Consider the following 13,936-nt stretch of genomic DNA (forward strand, 5'->3'; position numbering starts at 1 on the left):
CTTGATCGATACCATTGGCAAAGGTCGCGGGTACTCCTGTTATACCGAAGTGATCGGAAAGATCAGGGTAACTCCCGGCGTCAACCAAATCTGACACGACGTACTGGGGATTGACGCGTGCGAAAGCATGAGCCAGGCGAACCGCCCGGGGACAATATGGTCAGGTGGGAGTCACGAACACCTGAAAATGGAGCGGCTTCTCCAGCTTTTTAAGCCATGCTACCACACTTTCACTCAATTCGGGGGCGTCACCCCGGGATACTTCCACCAGGGTCTCAATGAGCGGACCAAATTCGTAGCCGCTCGGAATACCTAGGTACCGTACCCCAGTGAAGGTGCCGTTTTGCCACACTTCACTCACAGCGCCTTCCATCTGGCTCGCGTCCATGCCGGAGGGTACACTTTCAGATTCCTCAATAATGAGCTTGGGCGTTAATGCCTGAAGTTCCCCCCACAACTCGCGCATCGTATTGGAGGACTCTTCGCCCGGCTTCAAAAATAGTTTGACCGTCACCGACTCGGTCATATTCGCAAGCGCTTGTTTGACGGAGTCCTGGACGTCGGACGTCAGCAACACAATCGTCACCCCCTATTATTTTCGTTGTCAGTCTTAACCCATTTTGGGGCCTCTACTCTGTCTCTTGATGACAAAGTTGGCGTTCTAGACCATCTATAGTAATACCATGCGGGGTATCTAAAATCAATCCTGGAAGCCAAATCGCACCAGCGCCACGTCAGCAGCATGCTACTATATAGGAATGTCAGAGAAAGAGAACGGATACGGAACCATGAAGAAAATAGCTCACAGTCCAGGCGTCATTGCGCCGCCTCCGCTCCTCTACCTTGGCGGGTTGGCTTTCGGTTACGCCTTTCATTGGCTCATCCCCTGGCGGCCGTTTAATCATACCCTGGTTTTAGGCCTCGTCCTCATAGCCTTGGGAATCGCGATCGCTCTCTGGGCTGTCGGCGTCATGGCGCGCGCCAAAACGCCCGTGGATCCATCGCGTTCCCCGACCCACTTGGTGCGGGAAGGGCCCTTTCGGTGGTCCCGCAATCCCATTTATCTCTCGATGACCACGGCATCCTTAGGGGCCGCTCTCGCCCTTAACAACGGCTGGATAATTGTCTGGCTGATTCCCGTGCTGGTAACCATGCATTATGGCGTCATTATTCGGGAAGAACAGTTTTTATCGGACAAATTTGGGGACACCTATCGCGAGTATTTACGTCGCGTACGCCGCTGGCTCTAACCGTCCAGGCATCCTGATCATCCGCGCCGACATGGCGCCGGGTTATAATGGTGCTGAGGAGGTTTGTTATTGGCCAAGTCGTATCAGACCGGAAAGCACCTGGAAGCCTTTATCCTGCTCTTAATCTCCCAACACCAATTGCATGGCGGCGCCATCATTGCCGAGCTCAAGAGTCTCTTGCCCGCCTCTTGGACCATTGATGATGGCCATGTCTATCGTCTTCTCCGTCAACTCGAAAAAGACGGAGCCCTGACCTCCACCTGGTTGGTTGAGCAGGAAGGCGCGCCCGTGCGAGTCTATACCTTGACCGCCGCCGGCAAAGAGCGCCTTAGAGGGTGGCGCGACGACATTCAACTACGGGTCGAATCCCTCCAGCGCTTTCTCGACCTTTGGCGCGAGCCTAAATAATAGTCGACCTCAAGGGGTCCTCCAGACACCTCGGGCAGACCTCATCCTTCGCCCGGCTGTTTGTGCCATCCATGAGCCGGCACGATCCGGGACAACGCAATGGCCCCCGCTCCCAGCACAAAGAGGGCGGCCCTGTGTTGGAGGACAAAGGCCATTATCAACGCCCCGCCCAAAAGATACAAGGTTCGTGGCAGCCAGCCTGTCGTCTTCCATCTCCCGCTTAGGGCAAAGAGTATGGCCGCCAAAACTAAAATGGCAACCTCGATCACGACCACCTCCTCGGAGAAAAGCGCTCGGCGTCTAACCCATCAACCGCCGTTCTTGGGCTACCCAAGCTAACAACTCACCGCTGGAGGGACTAGCCGGTTGAAACGCGCCCAGGGTCTCGATCGATAGGCCACCCGAAATGGCCAATCCCAACGCAGACATCATCTCAGACGCATGAGACCCGATGGCCTCGCCACCTACCAAACGGCCATTTGCATCCGTGTATACGATAACATACGGCCCTGGACCGTCCTTGAGCAGCGATTCGTAGAGCCACGGCACAAAAACCTCGCCACCAAAACGAAATGAGGATGTCTCCCCCACCCAGGCAATCTCCGGATGGGTATAAATGGCGTGAACGGTGGGGCCCGGATATTTTTCAGGGGCCATGCCCAATGCGTCACGTACGGCCCACCAGCCTTGGCTCCAAGCTTTATTGGCTAAAAGCGGGGCGCCAGCGGCATCGCCGACGGCGTATACCTGAGCGACATTAGTCCGGCCATAGGCGTCCACACGAAAGAACCCCTGGGCATCCAAATCGAATCCTAACCCCTCTAAAGACGCCCGCTCAAGGACGGGTTCGCGTCCAGCCGCCAAAAGAACCCGCGCCCGGACGTCGTGGCCCGTGCCCACTTGGGAGGTCCAGTCAATTCGGACCCCGCCCATCTCTCCGGGAGCCAGTGCTGTAACCCTTCGATCACCGCAGAGTGCGACACCAAGGTCCTTAAGGCTCGCAGTCAAGCGGTCGCCAATGCCTCCATCCATCTCCGGCAGCAGCGAATCGGAGGCGAAATAAAGGTGGACAAAAACCCCAAAACTCGCAAACAGTGCTGCCGCCTCGAGGCCGGTGGCGCCAGCCCCAATAATGGCGAGTTCCGAAGGCAATTTTTTTAAGTCATGAAAAACCCGCGGCATCCACACTCGGGTGCCGTCCGGCTTTAAGCCCGGCAGTGTGCGCTGACGGGATCCGGTCGCAACAATAACCACATCGGCCCGTATTCGGGTCTCGGTCTTTTGCGTGACCACCTCGAGCGGGGACTCCAAGAAACCTGCTTCATGAATGATGCGGGCTTCTTTGAGAAGCTCCTGCGCCCGACGAACCCCCTCGTCCACCCGTTGATGCTGCCATTCCATAATGCGCTGCCAATCGCCAGGCGGCCCCGAATTCCCAATACTGGCAGCCGCCCGAAGCACATTGGCTGAGCGTATTAGAGTCTTGGAGGGGACAAGACTATGCTTGAGACCGTTTCCGCCTAAGCCTTCCGGATCCAATATGGTGACGGGGTGGCCAAGTGCCAATGCTTCCGCACCCGCTTGAAGCCCTGCGGGTCCTGCACCCAATATGACAAAATGCATGCCTTAGACCTCCGCTGCTAGGCGCACCTGCTGCGCCAGAATCCATTCGTTCATGGGACCGTCATATCGGCGCTGCCCCACAAAAATTACCGGCACGGTCATGATGTTCAATTGCCCCGTCAACTCCGGGAAAGCGTCCAGCATGATTGCCGACGCGAAAATGGCAGGCGTCGTGAGGGCCATCCCGAGCGCCACGCGCGCGGCTTCTGCGCAACGCGGTCAGCCAGGCGTCGCCAACACAGCGACATGCACGGCCGTAGTTTGTCCGGACAACGTATCGAGAGTCAAGGGCGACAAGATCCGCCGCCGATGTTTCATCGCCTCCAAAAGATCTGCGAAGACGCGTTTTTCCTGTCCTTCGGGAACACCCGCAAACCAGGCTCGGGCCGCTTCTGTGGAGGACGTGGCGAGCCCCCAATGAGGCAGTCCCGAAGGATACCAAGGCCAAGGCGGTGCCCAACCCATCTGGGGCACCGCCTGGACAACAACTGCATCATCCTCTTCGGGGCGCTGATCCCCGATGACATTGACATAGACTGGCCACATCAACAGAGTCCTCTAGCGCTCAACGGGATGGCCTCCGCCTAGCCACAGCGACATGCCCCCTACCACATTGGCGACATCGAATCCTTGTTCGGCCAAATAGGCGGCCGCCGATTGACTGCGGTTTCCGCTCGCGCATACAATCGCATACCGGCGATCCGGTGAAAGTTCTTTGACTTGATTCTCGAGATTTCCCATGGGGATAGACAGGGCGCCCGGAATCGTGCCGCTCCGAAGTTCATAGGGTTCGCGAACATCAATAATCGTCCAATCGTTCAAATGGGACGCCAACTCATCAACTGTGAGCGCCTTAACCGCCACCACCCGATACCCGGCGTCGCTCCAAGCGGCGATCCCGCCATCGAAAATGGCCGATACCGTCACGCCCTCGGCTTCAAGCGCATCCTTGGCGGCTTTTGCAATGACGGCGTTGTCGGCGAATAGCCCGACACCCAATCCCGCCCCCTGCTGCTTCACCCAGGCTGAAACCGGCCTAGACCAGCCCTGCTGGCGGTAAGGAGCGGACAGCGCGCCGGGAATGTGCCCTTCCGTATAGGCTCGACCTTGGCGCACATCAATCACCACGTTGTTCGGTTGCTCGCTCCAATTTTTGAGTTCTTCTGCCGTCATGTAACATCATCCCTTCGAAATTAAGAAATTCCCGCCAAATTTTGTTCCCGGAGTTTGGCCGCATCCTCAGGCGGCGGCTTCAACAACCGCAATGTCTGGTCAACAAAAGTGTCTAAGTCCATCGTCAAAAACGGATTGGCCTCACGTTCGTAACCAATCGTTGAATGAGGACTCTTATTCATAAAAATGCCGCCACAGGGTGACGATCCATAATGTGCGGGCCAAAGCTCCACCCCATCAGGAAGACCCATCAACCGGTGCACACTGGCATGTTGCTTCTTGGCCGCCTCCAAAACGGCTTCCTCGTTCGCATCCGCCAAATCGGGACGCCCCACGTCGCCCACAAAGAGACTGTCGCCCGTTAAAACGGCCCACGGCACAGTCCCACGGCGCAAATCGCGGATGATAAGCGAGATGCTGTCCGGAGTATGCCCCGGCGTCTCCCACACTTCCACCGACAGCATCCCAAATTTCAGCACCTCTTGATCCTTGAGATCCTGGTGGGGAAATGTGGCCGGAGCTGCGTGGCTAATGCCGTGCGGTACGCCTAGTGCTTTCGCCAATTCTGATGCACAGGAGGCGTGGTCCGCATGAACATGCGTCTCCACCACCATTTGAATATCAATCCCGAGATCTTGAGCCGAGAGCACATAGTGGTCGACGCCCAACGCTTCCAGCGGATCCACCACCAACCCCTGCCCAGTTACCTCATCTCCGATCAGATACGAGTTGCAGCCGAGTTCTGGGTTTTGTAAGGTTTGCCAAATCATGGCCTGCCTCCTTTTTAACGAACGGTTTTACCGTCCCAGCGCATCATGCCGCCTGCCATATTGTAAACGTCGTAGCCGGCTTTTTTCAGCTGTTTGGCCGCCATTTGACTGCGTGAGCCGGACCGGCATACCGTAACGACTGGTTGATCCTTGGGAATCTCGTCCATCCGCCGTCCCAATTCCCCGAGAGGGATCAGTCGGGCGCCGGGAATGTGGCCCGAGCGAAATTCCCCGATGGTCCGCACATCGATGACTAAAGGCGGTCGGTCCTGCTTCAATTGGCCTTCCAAATCCTTCGCCGAAATCTGCGGCACTTTGGCTCCCAATCCAAACATTGCTTGACTTCCTCCCTTTGCAAACACGAACGCTATAGGTATATTGATACCCGTTGGGGTATATGATGTCAAGCCGCGATTTCTCTCTTGAGCATGTGCGGATGCCCATTATCCCATACTAGGCCTACGTTGGGAGGAGCGCGTATGTCCGTCGAACAATCAATCTTGTCAGTGATTTCTGGGGGCATAGTCGGGCTCATCCTGGGATTGTTGGGCGGTGGCGGGTCAATTTTAGCGGTGCCACTGTTGCTCTATTTGGTACGGCTTCGAAATCCCCATGTTGTGATTGGCACGAGTGCGTTGGCGGTCTCAGTCAATGCGTTTTTCAATCTCTTCACCCATGCGCGAGAAGGTCATGTACGTTGGAAGCCCGCATTGGGATTCTCGATACCCGGCATCGTCGGTGCCTTCGTCGGTTCGGAACTCGGAAAACGATTGCACGGCGCAACCTTGCTCTTTTTGTTTGCGATATTAATGCTGGTAATTGCCGGATTGATGCTGCGGCGCGCTGGGGGTCAACGGCCGGCGGCGCACCCGGAGGTTTCTCGTGTCTCCCAAGAAGCTGGCGACACGGCGGCGGCGGTTCAACCCGCATCCCGCGTGCAGTGGCCCAAAGTTATTGGGGCGGGATTTCTGGTCGGTGCGCTGTCAGGATTCTTTGGCATTGGAGGCGGTTTCTTAATCGTCCCCGCACTGGTGTTTGCCGTGGACTTAAGTTTCATTGAAGCGATCGGCAGCTCTCTCTTAGCTGTCGGCCTATTTGGGCTAACCACGGCGGTGACCTATTCTCTAGCCGGACTTATCAATTGGTTGGCATTCGTGGAGTTCATTGCCGGGGGAGCGATCGGCGGCATTCTTGGCACTCGGCTGGCCACCCGGCTTAGCCAACGCCGGGCCGCACTCAATTACATTTTTTCAGGAGTTATTGTTCTGGTCGCCATCTATATGCTCTACAAGAATGCGTTGGCATTGCATCTTTGATACCGTCCCCACGGAACCGACGCGTGAGAAACGGGCCGCAGAACACACTGCCGTTTTGGTAATGCGGCCCGCCTTTTTAAAATCCATCCCCGTAGGTCGCCGAATTCGGATGGATCCTGTAGTCTTCCCTTCTCCCCTAAGGCGCTGTCGTTAACGGACCAAGGCCTCTAGCCTTGACCTTTTTTTGCCAAGATGGTTTTCACCCGAGATTCCAACGACGCAATCGGAAACCAATTGTTGCTTCCATCGTACGCCCAAATTACCTTCCCTTGGCCGTTAATCAGGGCATACCAAGTGATATCCTGCACGCCAATCTTGTCGGCCACGGCTCCGGTGGTATCGATGGCGACGGGATAGTTCAGATGCCCGGTCTGCGCCAGCACTTGCTGAAACGCCTTAGGCGACGGCTCTGTGGTTGCCTCGTCCACGGCAATAACCGATGGCAACCCGTGTTGCCTGGCATAGCTTTGATAGGTGTCGAGCGCTCGCATTTGCTGTGGCACATTGGAAAGCTCACTCAGCCAACTAGCCACAAAGACCAGCAAGTGCGGCTTTCCATCACTTAGCTGTACGCGACCCGACCCGGTTGCGCTCGGCAACGACGCATGCACGATTTGATGAACCGTGGCCTCCTGAACCAGCGCCTTATGCAACACAGCCTTCGACGTCTTGGTGGGATGCGGCAAGTTACGGGCTATTTCTTGGGCCAAAACTTCCGCTTGTTGGCCCATGCCCGCATACGCCATTTGCGTCAGGTACAACTTCTTCTCCTGACCCCGCGAGTTGATAATATAGACCCCAGGGGTATGATCGATGGCCCCTTTTTGAATAGCCACGTAGATGTCATAGGCTTTCCATACCTTGGAGAGCTGCTGCTTGCTGCCAGTAGTGAACAGCACTGAATTCATAGTACCGTGGGCTTGGGAATAGGCCCGGACATCCTGTACCGAGGTGGCGGTGGGATTGGCATCCACCGCTAACAACTGCACTTCCGATGCCGCTTTGGGTCCCAGCATATTCTTGGCCATGACCATTTCTTCGCTGGTCAACGGACAAATGGTAGTGCACTCGCTGTCCTCAAACGCCAGCACCACAACCTTGCCGCGATATTGCGAAAGGGATACCGTCTTTCCGAATTGGTCGGTTAACGTAAAGTTGGGGGCCGGACGGTTATTCATGGAAGTACCCGGGTCGACATTGGCAGCCGTCGTCGATTGAACCCGGGCTAGGGCCGTGGAATATCCCGATTGTTGACCCGGCTTAGCCGCATGCGTGGTTCCGCACCCCGCCGCCAAAAGGCCTACCGAAACCATTAGGACCCACCATAGACGTTTCATGAAGAACCCCCTCTGAACACGTTGGGCATACATAGATGATCATGGCATAATCGCTAGAACGCAATCCCCGAAGCCGATGACGTGGACCCCATACGATACCCACCATTCACCTTTTGACCGCTTGTCGAGATCATATTACATGATCACCATCGTACGGCAGGAAAATCAGACTTTGCAAGGACTCGAGTTTCCTGAGACACGGCAGCGAAATGAAACAGCATGGCGCCACCCCACAGGATGGTGGCGATCGGGTTCGGTCCTGGAGGCAAGATTGGCGGCTGGTGAAGGTCGCTGCAGCATCGTTAAAGACCATCCAGTGTCGGATTGGGACTGGCCTCTTGAGGGCAGCCGACGCGAGGATAGAAAGGGTCCGGACGGACTTCGCCGTTTCCAGCGTCATGACAATGAATTGGTCACCACCGCTACCAAACTAAAGCCCATGGCGGCTCGCGCCAAAGAAGGGGGGCGATGCCCCGTTCGCTTCGTCGTTCGCCGAGTGCCGCATACTGCCAGGAAGCGTCGTTCCTGCCCAGGCACTTCGCTCTCCTCCCACTGGCCCATCAGTCCAATAGGGCGGTCCTTGCCCCCGCAGGAGCGCCGTTTCTCAAAGCCAATGCCCGGCCGATGAAGCGGCAATCGCCAGCCGTCTCCGAGAGACTGCCTGCCGGAGTCCCACTATTGATATAAATAGCGGGCCAAAATCGTTAAACCTTCCGACGAACTAAACCTGTCCCTTATTCCAAACCGCCGTAGGGCTTTTCAGGAGTGATACTGACGAACTCGAACATCGAACGACGCGGCATCAGTGCAGAACGAGCTAATGCAATCAACCGAAAACGGCTGGTTGTCCTAAGGAACGAACGACTGACGGCGCTTGCCGCTGCCGTACTGTTGGTGCTTTTCCTTATCGACCTGGTATTCACTGCCGATCTCAGAAAGTTTATCTTGGTGCACATTTTCATCGGGACGCTCTTGGCTGGGCCCTTGGTGGTGAAGCTGGCCAGTGTCGGCTATCGATTTTTCAGCTATTACTCCAAATCGCCGGCGTTCGTCGAGAAGGGCCCACCCAATATTTGGCTCCGGCTGTTGGCGCCGTTTCTCATCCTGCTGACGGCGACCCTGTTTCTCAGTGGATTGGCGTTGGCTCTGGAAGGCGCGCCTGACAACAGACTGGTGTTTTTAATTCACGCCGGTAGCGCCGCGCTGTGGCTTCCCCTCATCGTCGTACATGTGTATGCCCACATTCGATTGGTCCCCCGCTCACTGCGCAAGGAGTGGAGCCAACCCTCCGGAATGTCGGTATCAGGCCGCGTCAAGCGTCTGCGCACCACTGTCATTTCCCTCATTATCGGCGCCATCGCTGCGATCCTCCTAACGGCCGCATCGACACCATGGCTCCATGCGCCGATACAGCACGGGATTCCAAGCCCTATCATTTTAGGGGTCGTAGTGTCCATCGTGGGGCTCTTCATTGCCGTACCCTTGTTGCGAAATGCCCGAGACTAAGGGAGCGCTCGCAGTTATCACGAATCGCGCCGGCGGCGCCTAGCCGCGCTCTTAGCAACGCACTGGGAATTCCCGAACGGCTCACGTATAGGCCAATCCGTTAGGGGCATCCTACCTCGCAAAACCTGCTGAGGAAGGAAGACCTACGGTGAAGAGACACGTTTTTCGTTTAACGTTTGCGGCTGCCACTATGGCTCTTGCCGGACTGGCTATGGCGACCGGTGCCAGCGACGCGGCGACGCTCCCAGCCAGCACGAGCCAGCCTACCGCATCCAGCAGCACTTGGATCCTCTATCACAAGCATCAAGCGATGATTGAACGGCATGAATCGCTCGCTCATGGGCAGTCTCCGCTCCCAGCCGACGAGCCGGACAAGTCCGGATTGCCCTAAAAGAGACGGAGCAAGTCATGCGCGAAAAACCATCGCATAGGCGACGCGACCCATTGCCGTCCGACATTTTTCGACCCGCGCAACTGCGCGGGTTCGTTGCATTTCGCCCCTATCATCCGTTAAAACCATGATACCTCTATTACGTCTCGGGAGAGGACACAATAATCGTGGCTATCTATAACCAACTGCTTGGGCTCTGGATTCGCATCGGGCTCCATTTATTTCCGCCCGTAATCCACCCCATGCTGGTTCATTTTCCTATTGTTTTGCTGTATGGCAGCCTCTTGACCACGCTGCTCAGTTTTGTTTGGCGGGACCGGGAACGCTTCTTTGACCGCGCAAGCTTTTGGCTCTTGGTGCTGGGCCTTATTGCTGGCGTAGTGGCGGCAGCGGCCGGGGTCATCTCGGAACAGTATGTACACTGGACCCCCACAACAAACCAGTTGCTAAGCCGTCATCAAGGCTACGCCGTTTTGACGGGCGTGTTTACCATTGTGGCATTGGCGGTGCGGCTTTGGGCGCGATATCCCCGTGTGTCGAGGGACGGCGGTTGGAGCTTCGCGGGAACCGGCCATGGGCGGCCCACCCTGCTTTCGCTGGTTTTTCTCGTCGCCGCTGTGGGGATGATCACCCTCACCGCGTCGCTGGGCGGCACCATGGTCTACCAATACGGCGTAGGAGTACACGGCCTCCTCTATCATACGCCGTCCCCGTTGTCTGCTCACCCATAGCTCAGGACCTGATCCGTCGCTCAGTGCCCGAACGGATATAGCAAAGAGCATTTGACTAACTACTTAACAGAAGGAGCTCCCCATGAAACACACGTCTAGCGCTGTTGGCCTACTTCTTGCCCTGTCAGCGGGCATTGCCGGTTGCGGAATTGGAGGGTCGCAGGGATCACATACCGCCTCCCCTTCCACCCACTCGCATCACCACGCCAAGACGCCCCATGCGGCGGCGAACATTCCATGGGGCGCGAGCCGGGCTAGTAAAATCCTCCCCGGCGATGTCTTAATCGCCGATGCCGGGAGCAATCGGATTCTATTAGTGACCCCTCAGAAAAAAATTGTTTGGCAATATCCGAAGCCAGGACAGCCCTCGAAGCTTCATGACAACGACGACGTATTCTTTGGGCCGCACTTCGACGAAATCATCACCAATCAAGAGGGCTACAACGTCGTTTCGATCCTCAACTTCAAGACACGGAAAATTGTCTGGAACTATGGGCATGGTGGGGTCCCAGGAAGCCAGCCTGGCTATTTAAACACTCCGGATGACGCTTTCCTCTATCAGACCCCAAAGGGCGACGAGATTACGGTCGCTGACATCAAAAACCAACGCATTCTCTTCATTTCTCGGAAATCGCACCGCATCATCAAGCAATATGGGCAAACAGGCGTGATGGCCATCAATCCACCGACCACCTATTCCGCCCCGAACGGGGACTTCCCCGCGCCCAACGGCGGCATGCTGGTCACCCAGATTAACGGGAATGACGCCATCCTCTTGAATCGGAACAATCAGGTGCAATATACGGTGCATTTTCCGTCGAAGTTCTACTATCCGTCAGACGCCAACTTTACCCCGCACGGGAACATTATCGTCGCGTTTTATACCAATCCCGGAGCGATCGTCGAAATGAGCCCCAGCGGCCGTGTTCTCTGGACCTATTACGTCACCCAAGGTCCCGGAAAGCTGAACCAGCCGTCTTTGGCTGTCAAGCTCTCCAATGGCATGGTGCTGTTAAACGACGACCACAACGATCGGGTCATCGTCATCAATCCCAAGACCAACCAAATCGTCTGGCAGTATGGGCATACGGGCGTACCCGGTACCGCCCCGGGCTATCTCAACATTCCCGATGGGCTGGACGTGCTTCCGGCCGGCGTAACCCCCGGCGGTAAAAACGGTATCGGGGGCCATCTGTGGAGCTATCCTGGAAATGGTCTCTAGACACGTGGCCTAAAACCTAGCTTATTTGGCGACCAGAGGTGCGTGGCTTGCATCTCTGGAATCTTTTTACGCGTGTTAGAAGCCTTGAAATGAGCACCCTTGTTTGCCTGATTTAAGAGAAGTAGTCGCCTTCGATCCCATGCCTGACCCTCACCATGTATTGCTACGAGCCGACCCATCAAGCAACACAATTGTCCTGCAAGTCCTAGCGACGCCCCGGGTGCTCCGCGTGCCTGCATGGACAAAGGCGAATGCAAATGCGACGAGGCCTCGACGCTTCGCGACGGAGCGAGGCGCGTGGTCGGAGACTGAGACGCCACACCGCATCCTGTCAGCAGCAACACGACCAGTCCCAAGCCCACAACGGTTCGTCCCTTCATCCTTGACACCGGGAACCTCCCATGCACATTTCTGTGACGCGAACAGAGAATCTTGACGACAGCATACCACCCCCCTTACTTGCATGAATGCCTTTGGGTTAACTTTCTCCAAAACCCGCCGGGTATTAAGAAAGCCCTATGGACACGGGCGCGTGGGCTCACTCTGGCCGCGACATCCGTTCTTATAGCCCAAGGGACGCCAAGTGGGCGCCCACTCGAGCATTCTCTAAGCCCCGCAGCCACTTTTGCAGTCACGGTAACAGTTTGGCAATACCTCTGTGGGTTACTAACACTGGGACGTAACCCAAAATCGCAAAGGGGTGGCGACACTCATGTTCAAGTTCGCTTCATGGATTGCTGTTGGCTTGTTCGCTGGAGTCGGTTCAATGGCCGCCGTGGCCGCGACGCACCACGCCAATAGTGCGGCTGCCCGTGCCACGGTGTCAGCTGGAACATTTCTCGGTGCCAACCATGGAACGACCGCAACGCCGAACTGGCAGGGCCACCACGGCTTGATGGGAACGCTCGGAACGGACGCAGCCCAGGCGCTCAACATCGCGCCCAGCACTCTCAAAACGGATCTTCAGAAAGGCAAGAGCTTGGCAGCTATCGCCCAAGCGCAGGGATCATCCACCAAGGCATTAGAAGCAACCTTGCTGAAAGATGCCACGGCGCAGATTCAGTCGGCCGTGTCGGCGGGCAAGCTGACATCCGTTGAGGCTTCCCGACTCAAGGCGCACCTCCCCACGATAATCAAGAAATTGGTGACGATACCTCTGGCGCACCCGTGGGGGCTCATGGCCCCGCACCGCCTGGGGTTCATGCGACCCCTCTGCACGGACGCAGCCCAGGCGCTCAACATCGCGCCCAGCACTCTCAAAACAGATCTTCAGAAAGGCGAGAGCTTGGCGACCATCGCCCAAGCGCAGGGATCATCCACCAAGGCATTAGAAGCAACCTTGCTGAAAGATGCCACCGCACAGATTCAGTCAGCCGTGTCGGCGGGCAAGCTGACATCCGTTGAGGCTTCCCGACTCAAAGCGCACCTCCCCACGATAATCAAGAAATTGGTGACGATACCTCTAGCGCACCCGTGGGGGCTCATGGCCCCGCACCGCATGGGGTTCATGCGGCCCCTCCGCACGGACGCAGCCCAGGCGCTCAACATCTCGCCCAGCACTCTCAAAACAGATCTTCAGAAAGGCGAGAGCTTGGCAGCTATCGCCCACGCGCATGGATCATCCACCAAGGCATTAGAAGCAACCTTGCTGAAAGATGCCACGGCGCAGATTCAGTCAGCCCTGTCGGCGGGCAAGCTGACGCCGGCGAGGGCAACGCAGATGGAATCCCATTTAAACACGGTGATTGACCGCTGGGTGACCGGAAGCATGCACGCCCCCGGTCATAAGTGGGGTCCCGGTCCCCATGCGCCGTCGGCAACGTAGCCTGAAGCATCTCTGGCAACAATCGGAAGTCCTGGACGTCAACTCCAGGGCTTCTTTATCGTTCGCAACCGCCGGCGTACGCCCACCCGCGACCTTGTGCAGTTGACCCGCCGACAGCCTGCTCTGGACTCCATCTCTTAGAACAAAGCATGACCTTTCCTGATCAATTCTCTAGACCAACCGTGGCCTTGGAACCGCCGTATGGATGGTACGAGACATTCAGCAACGCTACTTCCCACTCAGCCAGATGCCCCACAAGACGCAAAGCGGTACGGCAAATTAGCTGCGAAACGCGTCAGATTCCGGTCCCGACAACTTAAGTGCTGTGACTTCAAACACGTTTTCTGGAACGGGGGCGCCCTGCGTGTGCGTCCCCGTTGAAGT

Annotated in this window: 17 protein-coding genes; 8 read left to right on the forward strand and 9 right to left on the reverse strand. The window is 56.7% G+C overall.

What is annotated here, in order from left to right:
• Positions 1–160: 160 nt before the first annotated feature.
• On the reverse strand, positions 161–577 hold the full coding sequence (locus HIJ39_RS06095; RefSeq protein WP_169097768.1) for a hypothetical protein: 417 nt from the start codon (positions 575–577) through the stop codon (positions 161–163).
• A 211-nt stretch (positions 578–788) separates the two neighbouring features.
• On the opposite strand from HIJ39_RS06095, the gene HIJ39_RS06100 reads away from it, so the two are divergent.
• Together HIJ39_RS06100 and HIJ39_RS06105 are read left to right on the forward strand one after the other, a co-directional pair.
• On the forward strand, positions 789–1,250 hold the full coding sequence (locus HIJ39_RS06100) for a methyltransferase family protein (RefSeq protein ID WP_169097770.1): 462 nt from the start codon (positions 789–791) through the stop codon (positions 1,248–1,250).
• 69 nt (positions 1,251–1,319) lie between these two features.
• Complete coding sequence (locus tag HIJ39_RS06105; protein WP_243239386.1) at positions 1,320–1,658, forward strand: PadR family transcriptional regulator; 339 nt, start codon at positions 1,320–1,322, stop codon at positions 1,656–1,658.
• Between the two features lie 41 nt (positions 1,659–1,699).
• Here HIJ39_RS06105 and HIJ39_RS06110 read toward each other — a convergent pair whose 3' ends face one another.
• From HIJ39_RS06110 to HIJ39_RS06140, 7 genes are read right to left on the reverse strand one after another with little or no spacing between them, the layout of a single operon-like run.
• On the reverse strand, positions 1,700–1,927 hold the full coding sequence (locus HIJ39_RS06110; protein ID WP_169097774.1) for a hypothetical protein: 228 nt from the start codon (positions 1,925–1,927) through the stop codon (positions 1,700–1,702).
• 31 nt (positions 1,928–1,958) lie between these two features.
• Complete coding sequence (locus HIJ39_RS06115; protein WP_169097777.1) at positions 1,959–3,281, reverse strand: FAD-dependent oxidoreductase; 1,323 nt, start codon at positions 3,279–3,281, stop codon at positions 1,959–1,961.
• A gap of 3 nt (positions 3,282–3,284) precedes the next feature.
• Positions 3,285–3,476, reverse strand: a complete 192-nt coding sequence (locus tag HIJ39_RS06120) for a thioredoxin domain-containing protein (protein WP_338055096.1) — start codon at positions 3,474–3,476, stop codon at positions 3,285–3,287.
• A 24-nt stretch (positions 3,477–3,500) separates the two neighbouring features.
• Positions 3,501–3,827, reverse strand: a complete 327-nt coding sequence (locus HIJ39_RS06125) for a hypothetical protein (protein WP_169097779.1) — start codon at positions 3,825–3,827, stop codon at positions 3,501–3,503.
• 12 nt (positions 3,828–3,839) lie between these two features.
• A complete protein-coding gene (locus HIJ39_RS06130; RefSeq protein WP_169097781.1) occupies positions 3,840–4,454 on the reverse strand; it encodes a rhodanese-like domain-containing protein in 615 nt (204 codons plus the stop codon).
• Between the two features lie 20 nt (positions 4,455–4,474).
• Positions 4,475–5,224: an MBL fold metallo-hydrolase gene (locus tag HIJ39_RS06135; protein ID WP_169097783.1), complete on the reverse strand. Its 750-nt coding sequence runs from the start codon at positions 5,222–5,224 to the stop codon at positions 4,475–4,477.
• 14 nt (positions 5,225–5,238) lie between these two features.
• Positions 5,239–5,559: a rhodanese-like domain-containing protein gene (locus HIJ39_RS06140; RefSeq protein WP_169097785.1), complete on the reverse strand. Its 321-nt coding sequence runs from the start codon at positions 5,557–5,559 to the stop codon at positions 5,239–5,241.
• 144 nt (positions 5,560–5,703) lie between these two features.
• Here HIJ39_RS06140 and HIJ39_RS06145 point away from each other — a divergent pair, with 144 nt between their 5' ends.
• The gene (locus HIJ39_RS06145; RefSeq protein WP_169097787.1) at positions 5,704–6,540 is read left to right on the forward strand and encodes a sulfite exporter TauE/SafE family protein; all 837 of its coding nucleotides are present in this window, start codon (positions 5,704–5,706) and stop codon (positions 6,538–6,540) included.
• Positions 6,541–6,707: 167 nt separating this feature from the next.
• Here the strand turns inward: HIJ39_RS06145 and HIJ39_RS06150 are convergent, their stop codons facing one another.
• The gene (locus tag HIJ39_RS06150; protein WP_169097789.1) at positions 6,708–7,877 is read right to left on the reverse strand and encodes an SCO family protein; all 1,170 of its coding nucleotides are present in this window, start codon (positions 7,875–7,877) and stop codon (positions 6,708–6,710) included.
• A gap of 765 nt (positions 7,878–8,642) precedes the next feature.
• Between HIJ39_RS06150 and HIJ39_RS06155 the strand changes: the two genes are divergently transcribed.
• The 5 genes from HIJ39_RS06155 to HIJ39_RS06175 all read left to right on the forward strand — a co-directional run bounded on the left by HIJ39_RS06155 (position 8,643) and on the right by HIJ39_RS06175 (position 13,552).
• Positions 8,643–9,383, forward strand: a complete 741-nt coding sequence (locus tag HIJ39_RS06155) for a hypothetical protein (RefSeq protein WP_169097791.1) — start codon at positions 8,643–8,645, stop codon at positions 9,381–9,383.
• A 148-nt stretch (positions 9,384–9,531) separates the two neighbouring features.
• Positions 9,532–9,774 carry a hypothetical protein gene (locus HIJ39_RS06160; RefSeq protein WP_169097793.1) on the forward strand — a complete coding sequence of 81 codons (243 nt, stop codon included), beginning with the start codon at positions 9,532–9,534 and terminating at the stop codon, positions 9,772–9,774.
• A gap of 167 nt (positions 9,775–9,941) precedes the next feature.
• A complete protein-coding gene (locus HIJ39_RS06165) occupies positions 9,942–10,505 on the forward strand; it encodes a DUF2231 domain-containing protein (RefSeq protein ID WP_338055098.1) in 564 nt (187 codons plus the stop codon).
• A gap of 82 nt (positions 10,506–10,587) precedes the next feature.
• Positions 10,588–11,727 carry an NHL repeat-containing protein gene (locus tag HIJ39_RS06170; protein WP_169097795.1) on the forward strand — a complete coding sequence of 380 codons (1,140 nt, stop codon included), beginning with the start codon at positions 10,588–10,590 and terminating at the stop codon, positions 11,725–11,727.
• 712 nt (positions 11,728–12,439) lie between these two features.
• Positions 12,440–13,552 carry a hypothetical protein gene (locus HIJ39_RS06175; RefSeq protein WP_169097797.1) on the forward strand — a complete coding sequence of 371 codons (1,113 nt, stop codon included), beginning with the start codon at positions 12,440–12,442 and terminating at the stop codon, positions 13,550–13,552.
• Positions 13,553–13,936 lie beyond the last annotated feature (384 nt).

The organism is Sulfobacillus harzensis (genome assembly GCF_012933365.1).
Classification (GTDB): domain Bacteria; phylum Bacillota; class Sulfobacillia; order Sulfobacillales; family Sulfobacillaceae; genus Sulfobacillus_B; species Sulfobacillus_B harzensis.

Excerpts from the sequence above, each read along its gene's own strand:
- HIJ39_RS06175 (WP_169097797.1), top strand. The coding sequence starts at position 12,440 with ATGTTCAAGTTCGCTTCATGGATTGCTGTTGGCTTGTTCGCTGGAGTC.
- HIJ39_RS06170 (WP_169097795.1), top strand. The coding sequence starts at position 10,588 with ATGAAACACACGTCTAGCGCTGTTGGCCTACTTCTTGCCCTGTCAGCG.
- HIJ39_RS06135 (WP_169097783.1), bottom strand. The coding sequence starts at position 5,224 with ATGATTTGGCAAACCTTACAAAACCCAGAACTCGGCTGCAACTCGTAT.
- HIJ39_RS06130 (WP_169097781.1), bottom strand. The coding sequence starts at position 4,454 with ATGACGGCAGAAGAACTCAAAAATTGGAGCGAGCAACCGAACAACGTG.
- HIJ39_RS06115 (WP_169097777.1), bottom strand. The coding sequence starts at position 3,281 with ATGCATTTTGTCATATTGGGTGCAGGACCCGCAGGGCTTCAAGCGGGT.
- HIJ39_RS06140 (WP_169097785.1), bottom strand. The coding sequence starts at position 5,559 with ATGTTTGGATTGGGAGCCAAAGTGCCGCAGATTTCGGCGAAGGATTTG.
- HIJ39_RS06150 (WP_169097789.1), bottom strand. The coding sequence starts at position 7,877 with ATGAAACGTCTATGGTGGGTCCTAATGGTTTCGGTAGGCCTTTTGGCG.
- HIJ39_RS06125 (WP_169097779.1), bottom strand. The coding sequence starts at position 3,827 with ATGTGGCCAGTCTATGTCAATGTCATCGGGGATCAGCGCCCCGAAGAG.
- HIJ39_RS06100 (WP_169097770.1), top strand. The coding sequence starts at position 789 with ATGAAGAAAATAGCTCACAGTCCAGGCGTCATTGCGCCGCCTCCGCTC.
- HIJ39_RS06145 (WP_169097787.1), top strand. The coding sequence starts at position 5,704 with ATGTCCGTCGAACAATCAATCTTGTCAGTGATTTCTGGGGGCATAGTC.